The following is a 23,514-nucleotide window of genomic DNA, read 5'->3' as shown; positions in this document are numbered from 1 at the left end:
TGCAGCCCTCTGCCGTGACGCGGAAGGCTGCCTATATCGTCGCGTGGCGACGTTGTTTCGCTCCGACTTGAATCGCGATCGGATAGACTGAGTCAGACATGTCCACGTCCACCAAGCGCTGCTACTACGAAACCCTCGAAGTCGAACGCACGGCCGACGAGAGCAAGCTGAAATCGTCGTTCCGCAAGCTGGCGATGAAATTCCATCCCGACCGCAATCCCGGGGATGAGACCAGCGAGGTCAAGTTCAAGGAAATCAACGAGGCCTACGAGGTCCTCAAGGACAAGGACAAGCGCGCCGCCTATGACCGCTTCGGCCATGCGGCCTTCGAGCAGGGCGGTCCCGGTGGTGGCGCCGGTTTCGGCGCGGGCTTCGCCTCCTCCTTTTCCGACATTTTCGAAGATCTGTTCGGCATGGCCGGACAGCGCGGTCGTGGCGGCCGCGAGCGTGGCGCCGACCTGCGCTACAACATGGAAATCACCCTCGAGGAAGCCTTCGGCGGCAAGACCGCGCAGATCGAGATTCCGGTCTCGGTCACCTGTGAGGCCTGCTCGGGCATCGGCGCCAAGGCCGGCACCAAGCCGAAGACCTGCTCGACCTGTGGCGGCGCCGGCCGCGTGAGGCAGTCGCAGGGCTTCTTCACGCTGGAGCGCACCTGCCCCGGCTGCCAGGGCCGCGGCCAGATGATCGAGGACGCCTGCCCGTCCTGCTCGGGCCAGGGCCGCGTCACCCGCGAGCGGACGCTGTCGGTCAACATTCCCCAGGGCGTCGAGGACGGCACCCGGATCAGGCTCGCCGGCGAAGGCGAGGCCGGTGTCCGGGGCGGACCGCCCGGCGACCTTTACATCTTCCTGTCGCTGGCCCAGCACCAGTTCTTCCAGCGCGACGGCGCCGATTTGCATTGCCGGGTGCCGATCTCGATGGTGACGGCCGCCCTCGGCGGCGAATTCGAGGTGCCGACCATCGACAAGGCCAAGGCCAAGGTGAAGGTGCCGGCCGGGACTCAGTCCAACCGCCGATTCCGCATTGCATCAAAAGGCATGCCGGTGCTGCGGTCGCGCCAGACCGGCGACATGTATGTCCAGGTCGTGGTCGAGACCCCGCAGAACCTCACCAAGAAGCAGCAGGAATTGCTGGCCGAGTTCGAAAAGCTCTCCTCCGGCAACACCCAGCCGGAATCCGAGGGTTTCTTCGCCAAGGTCAAGGACTTCTTCGGTAATCGGGCGAACTGACTCGGCTTGACCATACCTCTTCCGGCCTATACCTCTTTATGACCATTTTCTGACACGCGGTCCCGCGGTCCCGTCCGGTCCTGACATGCCATTGCCATCGTCCGCGCGTGCGTTGAAGAAGCCCCGTCTTGATGACGAGGTGCGCTTTCTCAGATCGTGGATTGAAAAGCCGCTGCACATGGGCGCGGTGATGCCGTCGGGCAAGCTGCTGGCCCGGACCATGGCGCATTACGTCGACATCGATTCGGACGCACCGGTGGTCGAGCTCGGGCCCGGCACCGGCGCCATCACCTCGGCCCTGGTCGAGCGCGGCGTCGACCAGAAGCGTCTTGTCCTGGTCGAATACAATCCCGGCTTCTGCGCCCTGCTGCGCGACCGCTATCCGCAAGCCAAGGTGGTGCAAGGTGATGCCTACCGCCTGCGCGACACGCTCTGGAATGTGCTGAGCGCACCGGCCAGCGCCGTCGTCTCGGGCCTGCCGCTGGTGACAAAACCGATGCTGACGCGGCTGCGGCTGATCCGCGACGCCTTCACGGCACTCGCGCCCGGCGCGCCCTTCGTTCAGTTCACCTATGCGGTGGTGCCGCCGATCCCGAAATCGCTGCCTGGCGTGTCCACAGAGGCCTCGGAACGGATCTGGATGAACCTTCCGCCGGCCCGCGTCTGGGTGTATCGCAAGGACTAATACCGCCGGCTTCCTTCTATGCGCGGCGGGCTCGTTTCGCCGAACGTATTGGATTGGATGTCAGCTCCGAAAATTCTGGTCATTCCCGGCTCGCTGCGCACCGGCTCGCACAATGCGAAGCTGGCGGCGGTCGCGGCCTATGAATTCGCCCAGGCCGGGATCGACGTCACCCGCATCTCGCTCGCCGATTTCCCGCTGCCGATCTATGACGGCGATCTCCAGGCCAAATCAGGCGTGCCCAAGCACGCCGTCAATCTCAAGCGCATGATCGGCGCGCATCATGGCGTGCTGATCGTCTCCCCTGAGTACAACGCCTCGGTGCCGCCGTTGGTGAAGAACGCGATCGACTGGGTCAGCCGCGTGCAGGATCCGCACGAGGCGCGCGGCGAGGTGTTCCGCCATCGCGCCTTCGCGCTCGCCGGCGCCTCGCAGAGCCGGTTAGGTGCCGCCCGCGCGCTCCAGGCGCTCAGGCTGATCCTGACTTCCTGCCACGCCAATGTGATCGCCAGCCAGCTCACGCTCGCCTTTGCCGACCAGGCCTATGACGATATGGACAGGTTGAAGAACGAGAGTGATATCGCCTCGTTGAAGGAGTTGGTGCGGCAGTTGATCGACATTTCCCAACGCATGATGTGAGGTGACATGACGCCAGCCGAAATCGCCCCGAAAGACCGCCTGATCGTTGCGCTCGATTTGCCCAGCGTCGATGCCGCGGAGGCGATGATCGCGAAGCTCGGCGACAGCGTCTCGTTCTACAAGATCGGCTATCAGCTCGCCTATGCCGGCGGCCTGCCGCTGATCGGCAAGCTCGCCGACAAGGGCAAGAAGGTGTTCGCCGATCTCAAGATGCACGACATCGGCAACACGGTCGCGCGCGGCACCGAGAGCGTCGCCAAGCTGGGCGCGACCTTCGTCACCGTGCATGCCTATCCGCAGACCATGAAAGGCGCCGTCGAGGGCCGCGGCAGCTCGAAGCTGAAGATTCTTGCCGTCACGGTGCTGACCTCCTACAACGAGGATGATCTGCACGCGGCCGGCTATCGGCTCGGTGTCTCCGAACTGGTCGAAGCGCGCGCGCAGCAAGCGCAGGTGCTCGGCGTCGATGGGCTCGTGTCCTCGCCCGAGGAGGTCGGCAGCCTTCGCAAGATCGTCGGCCACCAGATGAGTCTCGTCACACCAGGCATCCGGCCGGCGGGTTCGGCAAGTGGCGACCAGAAGCGCATCATGACACCCGGTCGCGCGATTGTCGCAGGCGCCGATTATCTCGTCGTCGGGCGGCCGGTGGTGGAAGCCGCCGACCCCAAGGCGGTCGCAGACGCCATTCACGCCGAGATCGCAGAGGCGCTCGGAACATGATCCGGACCCGAAGGGCCGCGTTAGCGAAAAGTGCGAAGCGGTTTTTCGATCAGATCATGCTCAAATAGACCATCAACTAGAAAGGGAGACGAACAATGGCAAAGGGCTACTGGATCGGACGCGTCGATGTGAGCAATGACGAGGGCTACAAGCCCTATGCCGTCGCCAACGGTCCGATCTTCAAGAAATGGGGCGGCCGCTTCGTCGTCCGCGCCGGCAAGTTCACCACCGTCGAAGGTGCCAGCCGCACCCGTAACGTCGTGATCGAATTCCCGGACTACGAGACCGCGATCGCCTGCTACAATTCGCCGGAATACCAGGCCAACATCAAGGTGCGCCAGCCGCACTCGATCGCCGACCTCATCATCATCGAGGGCTATGACGGCCCGCAGCCCTGAAGACGGATTGTCAGCAAAGCATATCCCGGGTTGACGCGAATATCTCCGGATCTCGTGGACAGGACGAGGGTGCGATGGTCGTAGGCGATCGGGAGATCGTCGGGCTCATGTCCGCACGCACTCACGCCGATATCGCCATGGCGGACTCATTCGATCGAACGAGTGAGTCCGCTCGCGCCTGAGACGAAGACTTGTCGTCGTCATTGGGTCCACTAGCTTGCCGTATTATTTTGTCCCCAAATGGGGATTGCTGCATCGCTCTCCTTTCATCCAAGGTTGCTTGATCGAAGCCCACATCAATCGGTGATGGGCCCAAGCCAAACCCGAAATCTGCGACGTCCATGACGGGCCGCAACGCGACCCGCGTCGCGCATTTCTGTGCAAAGGGAGCGGAGATCATGGCACTCATCATTGGAACAGCAGGCGACGATGTATTGCCCGGCACGGCTGCGGACGATCAGATCTTTGGCCTGCAAGGCAACGACACCATCACCGGTCTCGACGGAAACGATACCGTAAGCGGCGGCCCGGGCAACGATAACATCGATGGCGGTGCCGGCAACGACACACTGGATGGAAATGCCGGTATCGATACCATCACCGGTGGCGACGGCGATGACACGATCAATGGTGGAGCGGGCAACGATACGCTGAACGGAAATGCTGGCGTGGACACCATCCATGGAGACGCGGGCAATGATACTATCGATGGGGGAACCGGCAACGATCACCTCTTTGGTGACGCAGGCGACGACAGCATCCACGGCGGCGACGGCAATGATGACGTTCATGGCGGCGCAGGTGCCGACACCCTGTGGGGCGACGCCGGCGACGACACGCTGAGCGGCGATGCCGGCAATGACGTGCTGAACGGCGGCGACGGTAACGACATACTCAATGGTGGCCTCGGGGATGACACTCTGAATGGCGACGCCGGCAACGACACGCTCAACGGCGGACTTGGCAATGACCTGCTGAATGGCGGCACGGGTGACGACATCCTGAACGGTGGTGCCGGCGCCGATACGCTGAACGGTGGCGACGGCAATGACACCATGCATGGCAATGCCGGCGATGATCTCATGGATGGCGGGGCCGGCAACGATACGATGTTCGGCGATGCCGGAGATGACCTCATGGCCGGCGGAGCCGGCAATGACATCATGAGCGGCGGTGACGGCGATGACGAACTCAGCGGCGACGCTGGCAACGATACGCTCAACGGCGACGCCGGAGACGACACGCTGGCTGGCGGCGACGGAACCGATGTCCTGAATGGTGGAGATGGCGCCGACTCCCTGTCGGGAGGCGCCGGCAACGACACCCTGAATGGCGATGCCGGCGATGACGAGTTGAGCGGCGGCAACGGCGCCGACGTGCTCAGCGGCGGACTCGGCGACGATGTGCTGACCGGCGGCGGCGGAACCGATACGCACAATTTCGGCGACGGCACGGCGACCAACTTCGGAAACGATGAGGTCACCGATCTCAGTGCGGCTGACGGCGATGTCGTTCATGTCGATGCTCCGCCAGGCTTTGACCCGGCCACGGTCGTCGTGGACGACGACGGCACCAACACCGTGCTGGATTTCGGCTTCGGCACCATTCAGCTCGACGGCGTTTCGGGCGGTGCGACACCGTTCGAGTCGATCGACGACATCAACAATGCCGCCGGTTATACGGCGATCGAGGTTGTCTAGCGCCGACTAGCAGCGGGGCGGTTGTCAGGCCGCCCCGCCCGCTGCAGTTTTCAGTCAGTGATAGTACCGGCCAATTATGTATTCGCGTAACCGTGGAGCGACCCCAGCATCTGGCCAGAGATTGCTGGTGACCTTGATTCCCGGACGATCCGCGTTGGTGTGGATCGTCTGCTTCAGCGTGTCCGTAAACCTGCTGCTGCTGGTTGTACCGTTCTATTCCATTGAAGTGTTCGACCGTGTGCTCAGCAGTGGTAGCGTTGAGACGCTTGTCGGCCTCACCGTCATTGCGGTGGGCGCTCTCGTTTTCAGCGCTGCCTTCGACACCTTTCGTAACCGCCTGTTGAGCCGGTTCGCAGTTGGGTTCGAGCACTGCCTCGCTCCGATCATCCTTGAAGGCAGCATCATCGGTACAGCGCCGGCCGACGGCCGGCCGCACGATCTCGTCAAGCTTCGCGAGTTGAGAAGTTTCCTGTCGAGTGGAACGGTCACATCGCTGATAGACGCTCCCTTCCTTCCGGTGTTTATTCTCATCCTGTTCTTCCTGCACCCCTGGTATGGCATCATAGCCCTGATCGGGGTGGGGATTCTGTTGGCGATGGGTGTTGCAAGCCACCGGATCGCGCGCGGGGAAATCGCGCAGGCTTCGCAGGCCGCGTTGAAGACGCAGGCGTTGCTCGATGGAATCGTCCGGCACTCCAGCGTGGTGCGGGCGATGGGCTGGACCCGGGGCGCCATCCGCGCGTTCATGAGCCTCAATGACGAAGCCCTGTCTCCGGTCGTGCGGGCCAGCGAACGCATCTACACGATTACGGCCGCCGCGCGAATGGTCAGGACGATCCTGCAGATTGCCGCGATCGGCACCGGTGCCTGGCTCGTGCTCCAGAACGAGGTGCTGTCCGGCAGTCTGATCGCGAGCTCGATCCTGATAGCCCGCACGTTGCAGCCCATGGAAGGGTTGGTCTCGGCCTGGCGCGCGCTGGCATCTGCGCAGGACGCCTGGATGCATGTCTGCAACGCCGCGATACCGGTTCTCGCGCGTTCGCAGAAGACGTTGCTTCCGCCGCCATCCGGCATCCTCCAGGTCGAACGGGTGACATTTCGGATTGGCGGGACGCAGCGTCCCATTCTCGCGGGCGTATCATTTCAATGCCGGCCTTCCGAACTTGTCGTCGTGATCGGACCGACCGGCGCTGGAAAATCCACATTGCTACGCTTGATGGCAGGCCTCGAGCGGCCGACCAGCGGTACGATCCGGTTGGACCACGCAGCACTCCATACCTGGGATCCCGACCAGCTTGGGCAATTCGTCGGCTACCTCCCCCAGGACGTGCAGCTCCTGGATGGAACGGTGGCCGAAGCCATCGCTGGGTTTGATGAATGCGCAGGGGACGAGGCCATCGTCGCCGCGGCCATGCTCGCGCAGGCGCATGAAATGATCCTGTCCCTTCCGGCCGGCTACCAGACCGAGATCGGCCGCGACGGTAGCAGGCTATCTGGTGGCCAGCGTCAGCGCATTGGTCTTGCACGTGCTTTCTTCGGCAATCGCAGATTGCTCTTGTTGGATGAACCCAATGCCAATCTCGACCCGGACGGCGAAGAAGCGTTGTGCTCCGCCATTCAATCAGCCAAAGCGCGCGGCGCAGCATCCGTGATCGTCACCCACCGGCCGCGGCTATTGACCATCGCCGATGCCGTGCTGCTGTTGAGGGACGGCAACCAGGTCGCCTTCGGACCTCCATTTGAGGTTCTCCGCGCCCAGCGGCCGGCACCGGTACCGGGTCCGTCTGTGCTCCCTCGCAACGCCCAACCTCAGAAGCTGTCAGGGAGGAGGGTCCTTCCATGATACAGACCGGTCATGCCGTCGTGATATCCGCGCCTGTTGCCGGCCTCCGGTCGAAGACATGGCCGACGGAGCGACCGCGATCCGACATGCGACGGATCATCGCATGGGGCTGCGTGTTGCTCGTCCTGCAATTTTGCGGCTTCGGCTTGTGGGCAACCATGGTTCCGCTCCGCGGCGCGGTCATGGCACCAGGATTCATCAAGGTCCATTCAAAGCGCAAGGCGGTGCAACATCTGGAAGGCGGAATCATCAAATCGATCTATGTCCGGGAGAACGATCACGTCGAAGCCGGTCAACTCATTGCACGGCTCGACACCGCGCAGATCGAGGCGACTCTTGGCTCCCTCGAAACGAAGTTCTTTGCCGACCTGGCGATGGAGGCCCGGCTGGCGGCGGAGCAGGACGCCGCGAAGTCAATCCGGTTTCCGGACGAATTGCTGCAAAGTGCGACCCTTCTCTCCGCGCGTATCGCCATTCAAACCCAGGAGGCTGAATTTGCTGCGCGACTGGCCGCGATCGAAAACGAGCGCAAGGTGATCGATCAGCAGATGCTGCAAAACGCGGACGCCATCCGCGGCTTGGAGAGCAACACTCAAGGACTCCAACAGCAACTCAAGCTGCTACGAGAAGAGATAGCCGACACGAGCTATCTCCTGGCAAAGGGCCTCGCCCGCAAACCACGTGTGCTGGCGTTGCAACGCGCCGAAGCCGAGGCCGCCGGACAGGTCGAGCGCAATGCCGCATCAATTTCGGAGATGCAGGGCAAGATCTCGGAGCTGCAGGACAGACGCCGGCAGCTGGGGTTCAACCAAAATCAGGATATCGCCAAGCAGCTGCACGCGACGAGCGAGGAAATCGGCGACCTGAGACATCGAATTGCCGCGTTGCGTGCCCAGCTTGTCCGGTCTGAATTGCGTGCCCCCGAAAGTGGAAGGATCGTCGGCCTCAACAGCAGGGATCTCAATGCCGTGCTTGGACCTCGGGAAACCCTTATGGAAATCGTTCCGACGCAAGATCGGCTTGTCATCGAGGCGACATTGAAGCCTGCCGATCGGGAGGAGGTCTATGTCGGACAGATGGCGCGTGTGCGGGTTCACGCGCTGAATATTCGTAGGCGGCCAATGCTCGAGGGAAGGGTCGTCGGCGTTGCGGCAGATGCGCTGACCGATACCAGTTCCGGCGTGAGCTCCTATTTGGCGGAGGTCGAGCTGGACCCCAACGCGCCGACGGCGTCCTACATCTCGACGTTGATGCCTGGAATGCCTGTCGAGATATTTGTCGAGACGGGGGAACGAACCTTTGCGGAATATCTTTTGCAGCCGATGACACTACGGATCAATCGCGCGTTCAGGGAGAATTAAGCGCCGGTAAGGGGTGGGCCGGCCTACGAGGGAGGCGACCGTGCATGAGTGCAATAAGGCACTACCTTCCGCACAGGATGATCTTCGTTCCGATGGCGTCGAGCCCGCCTCGAAGCAAGGCAACGACGGATGTGGTCCATCAGGGCCTTGTCCGGAGCCGCGCCCGCAACAGACCGCAATGGAATATTTCGCGAAGGCCATGGCGGAATTGCTCGGTTGCAGGAGCTGCTACGTCGCGATGATATCCTCCTCCGGGTTGGAAGAAGTCAGGACCGGAGGCGCCCCTACGGATCCGTCATGCACGACGATGGTTGCGCGAATTGCGCGCAAGGGCACCGCCGAAGACGTCGCCTCTTTCGAGCCGATCAATTCCCGGACGGCGCTCGTGCGCAAGTTGATCGGCGCGGAGCCCCCGACGGAGAGCCATTCAGTCATTGGCAGGTTTGCCTCCGGTGAGCGAGCCACGGTCGTTTTCGTGGCCGGATGGCGACCGACCGCGCTTGCGGCAGCCGAGATTCCCGGTCTGGCGCATACTGTGCGCCCGATATGGAAGGCTGCTCATTCACTTGCCCGGCAAACGCCGGGGCATGTCGATGAGCAGGTCTGGCTCGAAGAGCTGACCTTTCCCGCCATCGTCGCAGACCAGGGCCTGCACATTTACGCAGTCAATCGTGGTGGACGAGTGCTGCTTGCCAAGCGCGAGCTGCTCAGGATGGATGGTGGCAGGCTCGCCGGCTCATGCGGTTCTGTGACCGAGAGCTTGCGGAGGGCAATCGGGAAAGTGCTCGTTGAGAGCGGGGCCCATGGATGGTCCAATACTACGGTACCGCTCTCGATGGATCGTCAGCAATTCGCCTTCGCCAAGATCGGCGCCGTTCCAACGCATGACAAGCTGGGAAAGGCCCTCATCGTCGTACCGCAATTCGACGAGGTGCAGGGCGCGCACTGCATTGCTTCTGCCTTCGGGTTGAACTGGGCCGAGGAAAGAATCGTCGCCCGGATTCTTCAATTCCAGTGCCCTCGCGATATTGGAGCCGAGCTTCGGCTGACCGAGGCAACGGTGCGAACCTACACCAAGAGGATCATGCTCAAATTGGGGATCAACAGACAGTCGGAATTCTTTCTGCTGTATCATCTCACGCAGTCGCCTTTTGGCGCCGGCAGGCGCGAGAACCCGGTGAGCCGGCCGGCCTCCGACTGTCGATTGAACGAAGCGGATCCGATGACATTGCGGACGGCTGGCAAGCGTTCGCCTGACTGAGTACGGGATTTTCCGTTATGTCGAGTCGCATGAGCTGCGCAGGTTTCCTCTACCGGGCGCTCGCTGCTCTGGCATTGGTTGGTGCCGGTTTCCATGCCGATGCCCAGAACATTCAATTGGCGCTTCCGATTGCCTGCGAGCCTGGCCGCACCTGCTTCATCCAGAATTACACCGATCTCGATCCGTCGCGGTCGGCGCGGGATTACAAGTGCGGCACGCTGACTTATGACGACCACAACGGCACCGACTTTCGTTTGCCCTCACTGGCAGTGCAAAAAGCCGGCGTGGAAGTGCGCACAGCCGCAGCCGGTCGCATTCTTCGTACACGCTATGATGCTCCAGACGGCGCTCTCACAAAATCGGGACGCGAAGCGGTGCGCGAGGCCGAGTGTGGCAATGGCGTCGTCATCGAACATCCCGAGCAGTGGGAAACCCAGTACTGCCACCTGGCCGCAGGCAGTGTGTTGGTCAAGCCTGGAGACAAGGTCGAACTTGGACAGGCGATCGGCCGCGTCGGACTCTCCGGCCTCACGGAGTATCCTCACCTGCATTTCACCGTGAGGCACAATGGCATGGTCGTCGATCCCTTTGCGTATGGCGTTCGTCCCGAGTCTTGCGAGGGCGGTCAATCCCTCTGGCTTGCCGCCCTTCGCCCGAAACTCGAGTATCAGGAACGTGCCATCCTCAATGCGGGCTTTACGACGGGTCCGGTCACGATGGAACTCATCGAGGACGGCAGTGCCGATGGGCAAATGCCGTCTGCCAGTTCGATGGCAATCGTCGCGTTCGTGCGGGCCATCGGGCTGAAGGCAGGCGACGCGCAATGGCTCGTCATCAAGGATCCCCTCGACAATGTCATTGCGGAAAATCGGTCTGCACCACTTCAGACCAACAAGGCGCAATTTATGCTCTTTGCGGGGAAGAAGCGACCTCCTGGGGGCTGGGAACGTGGCTCCTACAAGGCCACCTATGTCGTCGAGCGCGATGGCCAGGTCGTGCTCAAGAAGGACCTGGAGCTTCCGCTCTAGCCCTGCGCCTGTGTTCGGGGGAGACCCGCTCCACGGGCATTTTAAAAGTCTGATCGGTTGCCGGAACGGTCCGCTCCCGCTATAGGGCGTGGAGAGGATCGCACCATGTCAGACATGCGCTTGATTGTTGCTGGAGCCGGCGGCCGGATGGGCCGCGCCCTGACGCGGGCCATTGCCGACACCAAAGGCGCGGTGCTGGCGGGCGCCCTGGAGGCGCCGGGCTCGGAGCTGCTGGGCAAGGATGCCGGCGTGCTCGCAGGCCTGCCCGCCAACGGCATCAAGCTCTCGGCCGATCTCTGGGCGATGTCGAAGGAGGCCGACGGCATCCTCGATTTCACCGTGCCGGCCGCGACCATCGCCAACGTCGCGATCGCCGCCGAGCGCGGGCTCGTTCATGTCATCGGCACCACCGGGCTGTCGGCCTCGGACAACGCCGTGATCAAAAGCGTCACCAACCGCGCGGTCGTGGTGCAGTCCGGCAATATGAGCCTGGGCGTCAATCTGCTCGCCGCCGTGGTCAAGCGCGTCGCCAAGGCGCTCGACGAGAATTTTGATATCGAGATCGTCGAATCCCATCACCGCATGAAGGTCGATGCGCCTTCGGGCACGGCTCTGATGCTGGGGCAGGCTGCTGCGGCCGGTCGCGGCATTTCGCTCGAGGATCATTCGGAACGCGGCCGCGACGGCATCACCGGCGCGCGCAAGCCGGGCAATATCGGCTTTGCCTCCCTGCGCGGCGGCACCGTCGCCGGCGAGCACAGTGTGACCTTCCTCGGCCCGTTCGAGCGGCTGACGCTGTCGCATCTCGCCGAAGACCGCATGCTGTTCGCCCATGGTGCGCTGAAGGCGGCGCTGTGGGCGCACGGCAAGCAGCCGGGGCACTACTCCATGGCCGACGTGCTCGGCCTATCCGACATCTGAACGCGAGCATGACCCGGAAAAGTGTGAAGCGGTTTTCCGGCGAGGTCATGCTCAAGACAATGAACGAGATGGAAAGCAGTTGATGAGTGAACGTCTCCTCGTGCTCGTGCGCCACGGCCAAAGCGAATGGAATCTGAAGAACCTGTTCACGGGCTGGAAGGATCCTGATCTCACCGAGCTCGGCGTCAAGGAAGCCTCTGAGGCCGGCCGCAAGCTGAAGGCGCAAGGCCTCGTGTTCGATGTCGCCTACACCTCGGTGCTGACGCGCGCGCAGCACACGCTCGACCTCATTCTCGGCGAGCTCGGCCAGGAGGGCCTGCCGACCTCGAAGAACCTCGCGCTGAACGAGCGCGACTACGGCGATCTCTCCGGCCTCAACAAGGACGACGCCCGCAAGAAATGGGGCGAGGACCAGGTGCTGATCTGGCGCCGCTCCTACGACGTGCCGCCCCCCGGCGGCGAAAGCCTGAAGGACACGCTCGCGCGTGCCCTGCCCTATTACGTGCAGGAGATCCTGCCCGGCGTGCTCAACGGCAAGCGCACGCTGGTCGCCGCCCACGGCAATTCGCTGCGCGCGCTGATCATGGTACTGGAGAAGCTGTCGCCCGAAGGCATTTTGAAGCGTGAGCTCGCGACGGGCGTGCCGATCATCTACCGGCTCAATGCGGATTCGACGGTGGCGTCGAAGCTGGATCTGGCGGGCTAGGGTTTCGCCGCAAGCGCGGTGCCGTAGGGTGGGCAAAGCGAAGCGTGCCCACGTTCTGTCGGCGGTTTCAGAAAGGTCGTGGGCACGGCGCGATGCGCCTTTGCCCACCCTACGGCAGCTCGCCTAGATTACTGCATCCCCAGCTGCCCGGCTTCCCAGCCCAGCATCGCCTGCTTCCGCGTGATGCCCCAGTGATAGCCGGTGAGCGTGCCGCTCTTGCCGAGCGCGCGGTGGCACGGCACGACGAACGAAACCGGGTTCTTGCCGACCGCGGCACCGACGGCGCGCGAGGCCTTCGGGCTGTTGATGTTGCAGGCGATGTCCGAATAGGACACCGCGCGGCCCATAGGAATCTTCAGCAGCGTCTCCCACACCCGCACCTCGAAATCGGTGCCGATCATGACGACGCGCAACGGCTGATCTGGCCGCCACAGTTTCGTGTCGAAGATGCGCGCGGCGAGCGGCGCGGTGCCCTCGTGATCTTCCACATAGGTCGCGTTCGGCCAGCGCCGCGTCATGTCCGCCAGTGCGATCTGCTCCTCGCCGGGGTCGGCGAAGGCAAGGCCCGACAGGCCGCGGTCGGTCGCGATCACGATCGCGGTGCCGAACGGCGAAGGATGGAAGCCGTAGCGCAGGGTGAGGCCTGCGCCGCCGTGCTTCCATTCGCCCGGCGACATCGCTTCATGCGTGACGAAGAGGTCGTGCAGCCGGCCCGGTCCCGACAGGCCGGAGTCGAGCGCCGCATCGAGGATGCTCGCGGAATCCCGCAATAGCCCCTTGGCGTGGTCGAGGGTGAGCGCCTGCATGAAGGCCTTCGGCGTGATCGAGGCCCAGCGACGGAACAGATGGTGCAGCTCGTCCGGTGTGACGCCCGCCGCATCCGCCATCGCCTCGATGGTCGGTTGCGTGCGCCAGTTCTCCGAGATGAACGCGATGGCCCGGCGCACCGAATCGTAGTCGCGGAGCGCGGCGTTCTGGGAGCCCGGCCTGGCCAGGCGCTGGTCATGAATGGCGAGTGTCATCATGAGCGGAAATGTAGGCGCGGCACGGGTACGAAACCACCCGATTTCCGACATGACATTAGCTAACGGGATTGTAGGTCGGGCCGCGCCTGGCGGCGTTCAGTGCCTCGACCAAGCCTTTGTAAAAGCTTGCCTTTTCTTCGGGGCCGAGGAACCTTGCGATCTGGATCTGGTGGCCGCGCGAGATCAAATAGAGATGCTCGATGCCAAAGTCCTCGTCGACCTCCAGGTCGAGGCGGACCCAGAGCGGGTTGAAGGTCCATTCGGCGACCTGGCCGCGATGGCTGACCCGCCGCACCCGCAATTCCGTGGGCGTGACCGTGATCTCCTCGCGCGCCCGCGCGGTGCGGAAATTGACCTTGAAGGCCCACCAGATCACCAGCACGTCGAGGCCGAAGAAGCCGAACACCGGCCATGCCCCCATCATCAGGAAGACGAGGCCGGTGACGAAACTGACGACGCTCAGGAACAGCATCACGGCGAGGAAGCCGGTGCGGTTCAGCGAGCGGTGCGGCGTCAGCAGCGCGGAGAAGATCTGCTGTTCGCTGTCGTGCTCAATTTCGTTGCCTGTGTTCATCGTCCCTCAGTATATCCCGATCATGGCGAAAATCACCCGCAAGCCGGCCCCGCGCAAAGCCGCCGTGCCGAAGAAAAAGGCAAAGGCGGCGGTCGCGAAGCCCAAGCCCGCTAAGAAATCGGCCCCCGCCAAAAAATCACCTAAGGCGATAAAGCCCAATTCTATCAAACCTTGGACGCCTGCGGAGATCCACGAGGTCTTCAGCCGCTTCCGCAAGGCCAATCCGGAGCCGAAAGGCGAGCTCGAGCACATCAATCCGTTCACGCTGCTGGTCGCCGTGGTGCTGTCGGCGCAGGCGACCGATGCCGGTGTCAACAAGGCGACGCGCGCCTTGTTCGAGATCGCCGATACGCCGCAGAAGATGCTCGACCTCGGCGAAGAACGCCTGCGTGAGTACATCAAGACCATCGGCCTCTATCGCACCAAGGCCAAGAACGTCATCGCGCTGTCCGCCAAAGTGCTCAGCGATTTCGGCGGCGAGGTGCCGCGCACGCGCGCCGAGATCGAGTCGCTGCCCGGCGCCGGGCGCAAGACCGCCAATGTCGTGCTCAACATGGCCTTTGGCGAGCACACCATGGCGGTCGACACACATGTCTTCCGCGTCGGTAACCGCACCGGGCTCGCCCCCGGCAAGACGCCGCTCGAAGTCGAGCTTGGTCTCGAAAAGGTGATTCCGGCCGAGTTCATGCTGCATGCCCATCATTGGCTGATCCTGCATGGCCGCTATACTTGCCTCGCGCGCAAGCCGCGCTGCGAGGTGTGCCTGATCAACGATCTCTGCCGGTGGCCGGAGAAGACGGTGTGAGAACGGCATTCGAGCAAAGTGGTTTTGGGGGCCTATCGTGAGTCAGCAGCAACAAGTTTCGTCACCGCCGCCTGCCGCCGTACCGGCCCCATCACCAAAGCCCGCACAACCGCCAGCAAGCTCGCTCTGGAGCCGGCTCGCGATCCCGTTCTTCGCCGTCATCGTCGCGCTCGGCTTCGTCGCGCTGGCGACGCTGCGTTTCGACGAATGGGTCGGCAGCGCCGTGGTCCAGACCACCAATGACGCCTATGTGCGTTCCGAGCTGACAAGGCTTGCGAGCCGCGTCTCCGGCGAGGTGCTGACCGTCGGGGTGACCGACTTCCAGCGCGTCAGGGCCGGCGACCTCCTGATCCAGATCGATCCCGCCGACTACCAGGCCCAGGTCGCGCAGTCCGAGGCGGCCGTGGCTGCCGCGCAAGCCGTGCTCGACAATCTCGCCAACCAGATCGAGCTGCAATACGCGACGATCGCGCAGGCCGAGGCCTCGCGCCTGTCGGCGGAAGCCCTGGAGGTCGAAGCCAAGCAGGAGCAGCAGCGCCAGCAATCGCTGTCGCAGACCGAAGCCGGCACGCGGCAGCGGCTCGAGCAGGCGGTCGCGGGCCTCGCCAAGGCGCAGGCCGATGTACGTGCCAGCCGCGCGGTGATCGCCGCCCAGCAGCATCAGCTCGAGGTCCTGCAAGGCACCAAGAAGCAGCGCGCCGCCGATCTCGAAGCCACCAAGGCGACGCTGGCGAGCGCCAAGCTGAGGCTTGGTTACACCAAGATCACCGCGCCCTTCGACGGCGTCGTCGGCGAGCGTCAGGTGCAGCCGGGCGATTACGTCAATATCGGCACCAACCTCATCAACGTGGTGCCGCTGCCAAAGGTCTATGTGATCGCGAACTACAAGGAGACCCAGCTCACGCATGTGACGCCCGGGCAGCCGGTCGAGATCACCGTCGACAGTTTCCCGCGGGAGAAATTGCGCGGCCGGGTCGAGCGCATTGCTCCCGCAACCGGCGCGCAGGTCGCGCTGCTGCCGCCCGATAATGCGACCGGCAATTTCACCAAGGTCGTGCAGCGCATCCCGGTTCGCATCCAGTTCGACGACAATCAGCCGCTGCTGGCGCGGCTGGTGCCTGGCATGTCGGTCGTCACCAGCATCGACACGAAGGCCGGCAATGGCGCGAAATGACGATGTCGATCGCGGACCAATCTCGCGCGGAGGCATCGCGCCACAGCCGTTGTTCGCGGTGGCGGCGGTGCTGCTCGGCTCGTTCCTCGCCAATTTCGACAGCCGTCTGACCACGGTCGGCCTGCCTGATCTGCGCGGCGCGTTCGGGCTTTCCTTCGACGAAGGCGCCTGGCTCTCCACCGCCGGCATCGGCTCGCAGATCTTCATCGCGCCCGCGGTGGCATGGCTTGCGACCGTGTTCGGCCTGCGCCGTGTGCTCGGCATTCCCAGTCTGGTCTACGCCGCGGCGTCGGCGATCATTCCCTTCGTGCACGATTATTCTACGTTGCTCGTGCTCAGCGTGGCGCATGGTTTGCTGCTCGGCACCTTCGTACCGGCGACCCTGATGATCGTGTTCCGCAACCTGCCGATCCGCTGGTGGCTGCCGGCGATCGCGCTCTATTCGATCCGTGTCGGATTCGCGCTGGACACGTCGAGCTCGCTGGTCGGCTTCTATGTCGATCATCTCGGCTGGCAATGGCTGTATTGGCAGGGCGTCGTGATCGCGCCGCTGATGGGCTTGATGGTTTATCTGGGCACGCCAAGCGAGCCGCTGAACCGCGCGCTGCTGCGCGAGGCCGATTGGGGCGGCATGGTGCTGCTCGGTGCGGCTGTCGCGATGATCTATGCCGGCCTCGACCAGGGCAACCGGCTGGACTGGCTCGGCAACGGCACGGTGATGGCGCTGCTCGCTGCCGGCGCGGTGTTGTTCGTCGCGTTTCTCATCAACGAGTCGCTGGTGCGACAGCCCTGGGCGCATGTGAACGTGCTGTTCTCGCGCAATATCGGCCTGTCGCTGGTCGTCATCCTGCTCTACACGCTGACATCGCTGTCCAATTCATCGCTGGTGCCGAACTTCCTCGGCAATGTCGGCCTGCTCCGGCCCGAGCAGAGCGGGATCCTGCTGCTCACCTACGGCGCGCTGCCGATGTTCGTGCTGGTGCCAATCTCGATCTGGCTGCTCCGCCATTTCGACGCGCGCACCGTGACGGTGGTTGGCTTTGCCTGCTTTGCCGCCGCCAATCTCTGGGGCACCCAGCTCACCCATGACTGGGCGCGCGAGGATTTCATCGGCATCGTGCTGCTGCAGGCGGTCGGGCAGTCGACGACGCTGCTGCCGCTCATCATCATCGCGCTGTCGAACTCCGACCCGAGCCGCGCCACCTCCTTTGCCGCCTATATCCAGATCATGCGGCTCGGCGGCGCTGAGATCGGCGTGGCGCTGATGGGGACGTGGCTGCGCGTGCGCGAGCAGGTCCATTCCTTCTATATCGGCCAGAACCTGACGGTCGGCGACGTCGACGTGGTGCGGATGCTGAAGCGGCTTGCCGATCACTTCGCGGCCCATGGCGCGGGCTCCGCGCCGGCGCGCGCGGTCGGCACGCTCGCAAGCTTCGTTGCGCGGGAGGCCAATGTGCTCGCCTATATCGACGGCTTCTGGCTCTGCTTCTGGCTGGCGATGGCCGCGCTCGGCTTCATCGCGCTGATCACCCGCGCTCCGCCCGGCCCGTTCACGCCGGCCCCGTTCGGCTTCGCCAAGATGCTTCTCAGGAAGTGCGGAGTGCAGGTGACGTAGGGGCACGTCACCGCATCTGTCGCGCCGGCTCGATCAGCTCGGGCCGCGAGCCGGACAGGCGCTTGTGCATGTGGACCATGAAGGCCATGCCGAAGATCGGCGTCGCCAGGTTCACGATCGGGATCGAGACGAAGGCGGCGATGAAGAGGCCGGCGGTGAAGATGGTCGCGGCATGGTCGCGCCGCATCGCCTTGGCCTCCTCCGGCGAACGGAAGCGCATCGCGGCGAGCTCGAAATATTCGCGCCCCATCAGCCAGGCTGCGGCGAGGAAGAAGATCAGGAATCCGGCGCCGGCGAAGAACACCAGCGGGAGCGCGGCGAGATAGACCAAAAGCGTCAGCAGGGCGGTCTTGACGCCTTCGAGGATCGCCTGGCTGAACGGCAGCGCCACGCCCGGCCGCTCGGCGGGATAATGCTCGCGCTCGACGATATCGGCGACGTCGTCGACGAACAGGCTCGCCACCAGCGAGGTGATCGCGGGCATCAGGAACACGCCGCCGAACACGACCCCGAGGCCGGCCGCGATCGAGACGATCCAGGACAGGATTTCGAGCGCGGAATGCCAGCCCGGCCCGAGCAGGCCCTCGAGCCAGACCTCGCCATAGGTCGCAAACCAGCTCAGCAGCCGCTGCAGGCCGATCGCCAGCACGGTGATCAGCACCAAGGCGAGCCCGATCGAGCGCCACAGGATCGAGCGCATCGGCGGCGAGATCATTTGCGACAGCGCCTTGATGGCGGCATCCAGCATGGTGGGAACCTCTCACGAAACTACCCGCGAGAGGTAGACACCCAAGGCGCCTTCAGCAAGGGAGGCTGACCGGTCAGCCTCTGTGGCCTAACGCTCCGCCGCGATGCTGGCCCAACAGGTGATGGCGCTGCAGACCGTGCTCCAGCGGCCAAAACCCTTGTAGATCTGGGCGGCGACCTGCTCCTGCTGCTTCAGCGTTCCCTCCGCCTTGATCTGGGGATCGGAGACGTTGCGGATCGCGAGCCAGCGCGGCGCCTTGTCGCCCATCTCCTGGGCCACGAGGCCAAGGACGGCGTCACCCATCTCGGAGACGTCGCCAAGCCCCCGGAGGTGGAAATGATCGTCCGAGGTATCGAAGCCGAAGAAGTCAGTGGTCACCACCGAGGACGACAAGCCGCTCGGCTTCACCACGAAGATCTTCGGCGCCCTGGTGTTGTCCTTCGGCAATTGCGCGGAATTGGCCTTGAACAGCGTCTTGGCCTGCGCGAATTTTTTCGTCACGGCGGACTTGCTGGAAAAGTGCTCCTGCGCGAACGGCTCCTTCTTGAATTTCGACAGGCAGTCGAAGCGCACGATCGGTGACACCACGACGTCGCCGACCTCGAATTGCTTGCCGATGCCGCCGGCCGTGCCCGTGGTGATGACCAGCGTCGGCTGCACCTCGGTGATGATCTGGCGCCAGACGTCGACGTTCGGCAAGTCCGGCCCGTCCTGCGACATGTGCGAGTCGGATTTGAAGATCACACACTTCTTCTTGCCGATCGTCGTGGTCCAGTAGGTGCCGAGCCGCTTCAGCTCCTTGGCCGGACAGCCGTTGCGCATCTTCTTGGAGATGGCGGTATAATTGTGCGTGTAGGGGATATAGTCGTTGCGTGAGTCCTTGCCCGGCGTCAGCACGCGGCTGAGCGCGTGGCCCTCGTCGACGGTCCAGGTCACGACCAGCACGTCGGCACGCGGCAGCGGGCCCTTGCCGTTGCCCTTCGGCTTCGGGCCGGTCTGCGGCGCAAGCCCCTTCGGCCAGGGAATGTCGGTGAAGCGCGACAGGCCGGTCGAGGTCGAGAAGGCCATGAACTCGCGGCCCTCCTCCGACTCTGAATCGAAATCGATGATCTCGCGCCGGAAGTCTTCGGCCGTGACCTTCGCGGTCTTCTTCACTGCGGCGTCCTTCACACGCTTCACCACGAAGGTCTCGGGCGGCGGCGGTGTCGTGATCGGATCGAAACGAGATTTCTCTCAACCCATTTGCGGTCGGCCAACATCGCATCATCTCCGTCAATGATTTTGCAGTTTAGATTTCGGCAAACGTCTTACGTTGGTCGGCCAAGTGCGCCGACGGTTACAATCTTAGATCGAATTTCTTGGCATCGGATGGGTCGCAATGATTGACCGATCGCGTGCCGGTTTGGGTCACAGATGATTTCTCCCGCCCCGTAACGGCATTTCTGAAAAAATTCGTCGCAGTATCTGAACCAAATCGCGTTTCAGATTACACCTATAGTTGAGGTGCGACAATCTGCCTTCCAATCACAAACGGAGGAAGTCATGGCAAGCTCGACCAAGCGAGTCGCGCTGGTGAACAGCGCCCGTCAATTGCCGAAGGGGGCCAAGCTCGTCGGCGCGGCCGATCCCAAGCAGGAAATCGAGATCAGCGTTCGGCTTCGTGCCAGGAGCGCGCAGCAGGCCGACGATGAACAGGTGATGGCGCTGGGCGCGCAACCGCCGCGCGAGCGGCAATATCTTTCGCGCGCGGAATTCGCCGCGCACAGGGGCGCCGACCCCGCCGACGTCGCCAGGATCGACGACTTCGCGCATCTTCACGATCTCAACGTCAAGAGCGTGCATCTGGCCTCCCGCACGGTGAAGCTGACCGGCACGGTGAAGGCGATGAGCGCGGCCTTCGGCGTCAAGCTCAACAAGGTCAAGCATGACGGCGCGACCTATCGCATGCGCAAGGGCAGCGTGCAGATCCCGGTCGAGCTCAAAGGTATCGTGGTCGGCGTGCACGGCCTCGACAACCGCCCGGTGGCGCAGCCGCACTTCCGGCGCATGATGGCCAATAAGGCTGCGAAGAAGGGCGCGACGGCACGCGCGGCGCAGGGCGGCAGCTTCTCGGTCGAGCAGATCGCCCAGCTCTACAATTTCCCGGGCGACGAGACCGGCGCCGGCCAGTGCATCGCCATCATCGAGCTCAACGACATCGACAGCAAGGGCCATCCGACGGGCGCCGGCTACAAGACGTCCGACCTGAAAACCTTCTTCAAGAAGGCGGGCATCCCGATGCCACAGATCGCGCCGGCGAGCGTCGACGGCGGCGCCAACAAGCCCGGCCATTCCGAGGCCGACGGCGAGGTCGTGCTCGACATCGAGGTGGCCGGTGCGATCGCGCCGGGCGCCAGGATCGTGGTCTATTTCGCGCCCAACACCACCAACGGCTTCATCGACGCGGTGAAAGCCGCGGTCCACGACACCGCACGAAAGCCCTCGGTGATCTCGATCAGCTGGGGCGGACCGGAAGATCCGGCGGGCTCGCAGCAATTCGTCGACGGCCTCAACGAGGCGATCCGCGATGCCGCCGCGATGGGCATCACCGTCTGCGTCGCCTCCGGCGACAATGGCTCGGCCGACATGGCCGAGGACTGGGATGGCCGGCCCCATGCCGACTTCCCGGCTTCCAGCCCGTTTGCGCTCGCTTGCGGCGGCACCAACCTGAAGGCCTCGAACGGCGCGCTCACCGAAGTGGTCTGGAACGGCGGCCCCGAAGACGGCGCCGGTGGCGGTGGCGTCAGCATCGTATTCCCGAGGCCGGCCTACCAGGCCAGCGCACACGTGCCGAAATCACCGTCGCATTCGGTCGGGCGCGGCGTGCCCGATGTCGCCGGCGATGCCGATCCCGCCACCGGCTACCAAATCTTCCTCAACGGCGTCGGCACCACGATCGGCGGCACCAGCGCGGTGGCGCCGCTGATGGCCGGGCTGATCGCCCGCATCAACGAGGCCACGACCAAGCAGTTCGGCAAGACCGTCGGCTTCATCAACCCGCTGATCTACGCCTCGCATGCCCAAGGCGTGTTCCGCGACATCACGGTCGGCAACAACGACATTACCGGCGATCTGCGCGGCATGTACAAGGCCGGCCCCGGCTGGGATGCCTGCTCCGGCCTCGGCGTCCCCAACGGCGCGGCCTTGCAGAATCTGCTGGTGGCGTGAGCTAGGCGACGCTCTCTCCTCCGTCTTTGCGAGGAGCGAAGCGACGAAGCAATCCAGACTGTCTCCGCGGTGGGACTCTGGATTGCTTCGCTGCGCTCGCAATGACGCGTGGAGAGACTTGGGCTACACCGTGTCCAGCGCCTTGCCGCGCACGTTCGGGCCGAACAGCGCCATCGCGATCACCACGATCAGCATCGCCGCGGTGATCAGACCGAACACGCCGGTGACGCCGCCTTCCTTCAGCATGTAGGCGACGATGAAGCCCGAGAACGTCGCGCTCAGCCGGCTCATCGAATAGACGAGGCCGGAGGCCTGCGCGCGGATCTGGGTCGGGAACACCTCGGTCTGGTAGGCGTGATAGGCGTAGGACATCGTGGTGTTGCAGGCCGTCAGCAGCACGCCACAGACGATCAGCAGCGCGGGCGCGGTCAATTGCGCGAACGCCATGCCGAACACGATGATGGCGACGCAGGCGCCGGCGATGATCCAGCGTCGCTCGAACCTGTCGGCAAAGCTCGCGGCCAGCAGCGGCGCGATCGGATAGGCGAAGGCGACGATGAAGGCATATTGCAGGCTCTTGGTGACGTTGATGCCCTTCTCGACCAGCAGCGTCGGCACCCAATTGGCAAAGCCGTAGAAGCCGAAGGCCTGGCACAGATTGAACACCATGAAGAGGACGACCAGCGACAGATAGGGCGGACGGAACAGATCGGCGAAGCCGACGCGCGTGGCTTGCCGGACGTGACGCGCAGGCGATGGCCCGGGCCGCGCGCCGGCGCTGCCGCTGGCGGCCTCCAGCGTCGCCAGGATGCGAAGTGCTTCCTCGTTGCGACCGTGCCGCGCCAGCCACAGCGGGCTCTCGGGCAGGTACAGGCGGAGCACCCAGATGATCATGCTGGCGGCGGCACCGATCAGCACCACCCAGCGCCAGCCTTCGATACCGTAAGGCGCGAGCGGCACCAGCCACCAGGCGAGGAAGGCGACGATGGGCACGGCGAGGAACATGATCGACTGGTTCACCGCGAAGGCGCGCCCGCGCATCCGGCTCGGCACGAGCTCGGTGATGTAGGCGTCGATGGTGATGACCTCGACGCCGATGCCGATGCCGGCGAGGAAGCGCCAGAACAATAGCCCCTCCGGCGAGGTCTGGCAGGCCATGATCACGGATGCCGCGGTGTAGCCGAGCAGTGCGTAAGTGAAGATTGCGCGCCGGCCGAAACGGTCGGCGAGGAAGCCGAGGAAGAAGGTGCCGACGAACAAGCCTGCAAACGTCGAGGCGACGAAGGCGCCGATGCCGGCGAAGCCGAAGAAGGCCTGCGTCGTCGTGCTCAAGAGCCCGCTGCGGCTCAGGCCCGGCGCGATGTAGCCGGTGAGGAACAGGTCGTAGATTTCGAAGCAGCCGCCGAGCGAGAGCAGGATGACGAGGCGCCAGACATGGGCCGCCCCCGGCATCGCCTCGAGCCGCTGCGAGATCTCGTCGGGCACCGATGGCGCAGCGCCGAGCTCAAAGCCTGTGTCGATGCCGACAACGCTCATGATGTCCTCCCCGTGGCGCGCGTATCGCGCGCGTTTTCCGGCGGCTCATCTCTGTCGTGGTGTGCAAGCTCTGCCGGATCGCGCCATGTTGGCGGGGCGAGCCCGGAAATCCAGAAGAACATATCGATGGAAGCGTTCGAGATTTTCGAACGAAGCTAACCGCGCGTCATTGCGAGCGCAGCGAAGCAATCCAGAATCCCTCCGCGGCAACACTCTGGATTGCTCACATGGGGATTTGGTGTGTCAAGGTTTATGGTCAGCTTTTTGTTCGATTGCGGGCCAGCTCTTCGTCCCGACCGCGGGAAGTTTGGGATGGCGCGCGCAGATCAGGTCAAGACC

Annotated in this window: 21 protein-coding genes; 16 read left to right on the top strand and 5 right to left on the bottom strand. The window is 63.8% G+C overall.

The window, feature by feature from the left end:
* The first annotated feature begins 98 nt into the window (after nt 1-98).
* The 12 genes from dnaJ to RAD16_RS29430 all read left to right on the top strand — a co-directional run bounded on the left by dnaJ (nt 99) and on the right by RAD16_RS29430 (nt 12,491).
* The gene (gene dnaJ, locus RAD16_RS29485; protein WP_458161345.1) at nt 99-1,232 is read left to right on the top strand and encodes a molecular chaperone DnaJ; all 1,134 of its coding nucleotides are present in this window, start codon (nt 99-101) and stop codon (nt 1,230-1,232) included.
* 85 nt (nt 1,233-1,317) lie between these two features.
* A complete protein-coding gene (locus tag RAD16_RS29480) occupies nt 1,318-1,917 on the top strand; it encodes a class I SAM-dependent methyltransferase (RefSeq protein ID WP_027561640.1) in 600 nt (199 codons plus the stop codon).
* 57 nt (nt 1,918-1,974) lie between these two features.
* Nucleotides 1,975-2,553 carry an NADPH-dependent FMN reductase gene (locus RAD16_RS29475; protein ID WP_458161344.1) on the top strand — a complete coding sequence of 193 codons (579 nt, stop codon included), beginning with the start codon at nt 1,975-1,977 and terminating at the stop codon, nt 2,551-2,553.
* Between the two features lie 6 nt (nt 2,554-2,559).
* The gene (gene pyrF, locus RAD16_RS29470; RefSeq protein WP_458161343.1) at nt 2,560-3,273 is read left to right on the top strand and encodes an orotidine-5'-phosphate decarboxylase; all 714 of its coding nucleotides are present in this window, start codon (nt 2,560-2,562) and stop codon (nt 3,271-3,273) included.
* A 95-nt stretch (nt 3,274-3,368) separates the two neighbouring features.
* Entirely contained in the window at nt 3,369-3,671 is a 303-nt protein-coding gene (locus RAD16_RS29465; protein WP_314953758.1) for a DUF1330 domain-containing protein, read from the top strand.
* A 398-nt stretch (nt 3,672-4,069) separates the two neighbouring features.
* Nucleotides 4,070-5,371, top strand: coding sequence for a calcium-binding protein (locus RAD16_RS29460; protein ID WP_458161342.1), 1,302 nt, complete (start codon nt 4,070-4,072; stop codon nt 5,369-5,371).
* 127 nt (nt 5,372-5,498) lie between these two features.
* The gene (locus RAD16_RS29455) at nt 5,499-7,214 is read left to right on the top strand and encodes a type I secretion system permease/ATPase (protein ID WP_458161341.1); all 1,716 of its coding nucleotides are present in this window, start codon (nt 5,499-5,501) and stop codon (nt 7,212-7,214) included.
* An 86-nt stretch (nt 7,215-7,300) separates the two neighbouring features.
* Nucleotides 7,301-8,575: an HlyD family type I secretion periplasmic adaptor subunit gene (locus RAD16_RS29450; protein ID WP_458161340.1), complete on the top strand. Its 1,275-nt coding sequence runs from the start codon at nt 7,301-7,303 to the stop codon at nt 8,573-8,575.
* Between the two features lie 178 nt (nt 8,576-8,753).
* Nucleotides 8,754-9,836 (top strand): helix-turn-helix transcriptional regulator, encoded by a 1,083-nt coding sequence (locus RAD16_RS29445; protein ID WP_458161339.1) that lies wholly within the window; start codon nt 8,754-8,756, stop codon nt 9,834-9,836.
* Nucleotides 9,837-9,853: 17 nt separating this feature from the next.
* The gene (locus tag RAD16_RS29440) at nt 9,854-10,864 is read left to right on the top strand and encodes a M23 family metallopeptidase (RefSeq protein WP_458161338.1); all 1,011 of its coding nucleotides are present in this window, start codon (nt 9,854-9,856) and stop codon (nt 10,862-10,864) included.
* Between the two features lie 105 nt (nt 10,865-10,969).
* Entirely contained in the window at nt 10,970-11,785 is an 816-nt protein-coding gene (gene dapB, locus RAD16_RS29435) for a 4-hydroxy-tetrahydrodipicolinate reductase (RefSeq protein ID WP_458161337.1), read from the top strand.
* Nucleotides 11,786-11,867: 82 nt separating this feature from the next.
* Nucleotides 11,868-12,491: a 2,3-bisphosphoglycerate-dependent phosphoglycerate mutase gene (locus RAD16_RS29430; protein WP_458161336.1), complete on the top strand. Its 624-nt coding sequence runs from the start codon at nt 11,868-11,870 to the stop codon at nt 12,489-12,491.
* A gap of 128 nt (nt 12,492-12,619) precedes the next feature.
* Here RAD16_RS29430 and RAD16_RS29425 read toward each other — a convergent pair whose 3' ends face one another.
* Nucleotides 12,620-13,516 (bottom strand): methylated-DNA--[protein]-cysteine S-methyltransferase, encoded by an 897-nt coding sequence (locus RAD16_RS29425; RefSeq protein WP_458161335.1) that lies wholly within the window; start codon nt 13,514-13,516, stop codon nt 12,620-12,622.
* A gap of 55 nt (nt 13,517-13,571) precedes the next feature.
* On the bottom strand, nt 13,572-14,090 hold the full coding sequence (locus RAD16_RS29420) for a DUF2244 domain-containing protein (RefSeq protein WP_458161334.1): 519 nt from the start codon (nt 14,088-14,090) through the stop codon (nt 13,572-13,574).
* A gap of 22 nt (nt 14,091-14,112) precedes the next feature.
* On the opposite strand from RAD16_RS29420, the gene nth reads away from it, so the two are divergent.
* From nth to RAD16_RS29405, 3 genes are read left to right on the top strand one after another with little or no spacing between them, the layout of a single operon-like run.
* Entirely contained in the window at nt 14,113-14,895 is a 783-nt protein-coding gene (nth, locus tag RAD16_RS29415) for an endonuclease III (protein WP_458161333.1), read from the top strand.
* Nucleotides 14,896-14,932: 37 nt separating this feature from the next.
* Nucleotides 14,933-16,069: an HlyD family secretion protein gene (locus RAD16_RS29410; protein WP_458161332.1), complete on the top strand. Its 1,137-nt coding sequence runs from the start codon at nt 14,933-14,935 to the stop codon at nt 16,067-16,069.
* Nucleotides 16,056-17,684 carry an MFS transporter gene (locus RAD16_RS29405; protein WP_458161331.1) on the top strand — a complete coding sequence of 543 codons (1,629 nt, stop codon included), beginning with the start codon at nt 16,056-16,058 and terminating at the stop codon, nt 17,682-17,684. Before RAD16_RS29410 ends, RAD16_RS29405 begins: the two co-directional genes overlap by 14 nt.
* A gap of 7 nt (nt 17,685-17,691) precedes the next feature.
* On the opposite strand, the gene RAD16_RS29400 is transcribed toward RAD16_RS29405, so the two are convergent.
* Complete coding sequence (locus RAD16_RS29400) at nt 17,692-18,432, bottom strand: sulfate transporter family protein (protein WP_458161330.1); 741 nt, start codon at nt 18,430-18,432, stop codon at nt 17,692-17,694.
* 87 nt (nt 18,433-18,519) lie between these two features.
* The gene (locus tag RAD16_RS29395; protein WP_458161329.1) at nt 18,520-19,614 is read right to left on the bottom strand and encodes a phosphorylase family protein; all 1,095 of its coding nucleotides are present in this window, start codon (nt 19,612-19,614) and stop codon (nt 18,520-18,522) included.
* A 360-nt stretch (nt 19,615-19,974) separates the two neighbouring features.
* Between RAD16_RS29395 and RAD16_RS29390 the strand changes: the two genes are divergently transcribed.
* Nucleotides 19,975-21,639: a S53 family peptidase gene (locus tag RAD16_RS29390; RefSeq protein ID WP_458161328.1), complete on the top strand. Its 1,665-nt coding sequence runs from the start codon at nt 19,975-19,977 to the stop codon at nt 21,637-21,639.
* Nucleotides 21,640-21,762: 123 nt separating this feature from the next.
* Here the strand turns inward: RAD16_RS29390 and RAD16_RS29385 are convergent, their stop codons facing one another.
* Nucleotides 21,763-23,175 (bottom strand): MFS transporter, encoded by a 1,413-nt coding sequence (locus RAD16_RS29385; protein ID WP_458161327.1) that lies wholly within the window; start codon nt 23,173-23,175, stop codon nt 21,763-21,765.
* Between the last annotated feature and the right edge of the window lie 339 nt (nt 23,176-23,514).

Source organism: Bradyrhizobium sp. 18BD (assembly GCF_054185225.1).
This window is presented reverse-complemented; position numbering and strand designations above follow the sequence as displayed.